This window comes from Acidisphaera rubrifaciens HS-AP3 (assembly GCF_000964365.1).
Taxonomy (GTDB): Bacteria; Pseudomonadota; Alphaproteobacteria; order Acetobacterales; family Acetobacteraceae; genus Acidisphaera; species Acidisphaera rubrifaciens.
Genome location: NZ_BANB01000693.1, coordinates 1 through 1594 on the forward strand (window position 1 = coordinate 1; position 1594 = coordinate 1594).

At 75.6% G+C, this 1594-nt stretch carries 1 protein-coding gene; it reads left to right on the top strand.

Annotation, left to right across the window (positions count from 1 at the left end; all coding sequences use genetic code 11):
* A partial coding sequence (locus B8460_RS16550) for a flavin monoamine oxidase family protein (RefSeq protein WP_048862718.1) occupies positions 1-1539 on the top strand: 1539 nt, incomplete at its 5' end.
* Positions 1540-1594: the final 55 nt, after the last annotated feature.

Genomic DNA, 1594 nt, shown 5'->3' on the forward strand with positions numbered 1-1594 from the left:
GGCGTCGCGCGGGCGGGCGGCGTGGGTGCTGCCTACCGCGCGATGGCGGCGATGGGATTGCTGGCGGTGCCCGAGGCCTATGCCGGCCCGCCGGCGTTGCCCGCGGGCAGCGGGCAGCGCGTCGTGATCCTCGGCGCCGGGATCGCCGGGATGGTGGCCGCCCTCGAACTGCTGCGCGCCGGGCATGACCCGCTGGTGATCGAGGCGCGCGACCGCGCGGGCGGACGCAACTGGACCCTGCGCGGCGGCGACACGGTGACGGAGACCACGAGCCGGCAGACCGTCGCCTGGGACCGCGCGCCGCATCTCTGGTTCAACCCGGGACCGGCCCGCCTGCCGTGGCATCACGCCGGCATCCTGGACTACTGCCGGCAGCTCGGCGTCGCGCTGGAGGTGATGAGCAACGACAACCGCGCCGCCTGGATGCAGGACGACCGCGCCTTCGGCGGCCGGCGGCAGCGCAACCGCGCCATCGTCGCACAGCTGCGCGGCACCGTCGCCGAACTCGCCGCCAAGGCGCTCGATCAGGGCGCGCTGGCCGCCGAGGTGACGGAGGAGGATCTGGTGCGGCTGCGCCAGATGCTGCGCGGCTTCGGCGCGCTGGACCACGACATGACCTATCGCGGCTCCGGCCGTGGCGGCTGGACGGTCGCCCCCGGCGCCGGGCCCGGGGACGGTGTGCCCGCGCCCCCGCTCGACCTGCGGCAGCTGCTGCGCGCCGATTTCTGGGCCTACAAGGCGAACTTCGGCGAGTTGCCCGACCAGGCGCCGACGATGCTCCAGCCGGCCGGCGGCATGGGCCGCATCGGCGAGGCCTTCGGCCGCGCGCTCGCGGGCCGCATCGTGTTCGGCACCGAGGTGACGGCGATACGGCGCGAGGGGACCGGCACCCGCCTGATGCTGCGCGACGCCGCCGGCACGCGCGCCATGACGGCCGCGCACGTGATCTGCACCCTGCCGTTCCCGGTCCTGCGCGGGATTCCTGCCGATTTCTCCCCCGCCACCCGCGCCGCGATCGGGCGCCTCGCCTACGTGCCCGCCGGCAAGGCGGCGTTCCAGGCGACCCGCCGGTTCTGGGAAGAGGACGAGGGCATCTATGGCGGCATCTCGTGGACCCGGCGCGACATCACCCAGGTCTGGTACCCGAGCGCGGGCATCCACCAGCCGGACGGCATCCTGGTCGGCGCCTATGTCTGGGACGACGACGCCGGAGGGCGCTTCGCCGCCCGGCGACCGGCGGCGCGGCTCGATGCGGCGCTGGCCGATCTCGACGCCCTGCATCCCGGGGCGGCGCCCATGCTGACGCGGGGCGTGACCGTCGCCTGGCCGAACGTTCCGTACAGCCTCGGCGCCTGGGCGGAATGGGACGCGGCGGGGCGGGCTGACGCCTATCCCGCGCTGCTTGACGGCGACGGACCGGTGCTGTTCGCGGGGGAACACATGTCCTGGATCAACGGCTGGCAGGAGGGGGCGGTGCGCTCGGCCCATGCGGCGCTCGCCCGGCTCGCGCCGCGTCTCGCGGCGGCGGCGCTTCCGTGACCGCCACGATCTGCGCCGCCTGCGGCGCGCCTGCGCCGCTGCCGTTCCGGCCGCC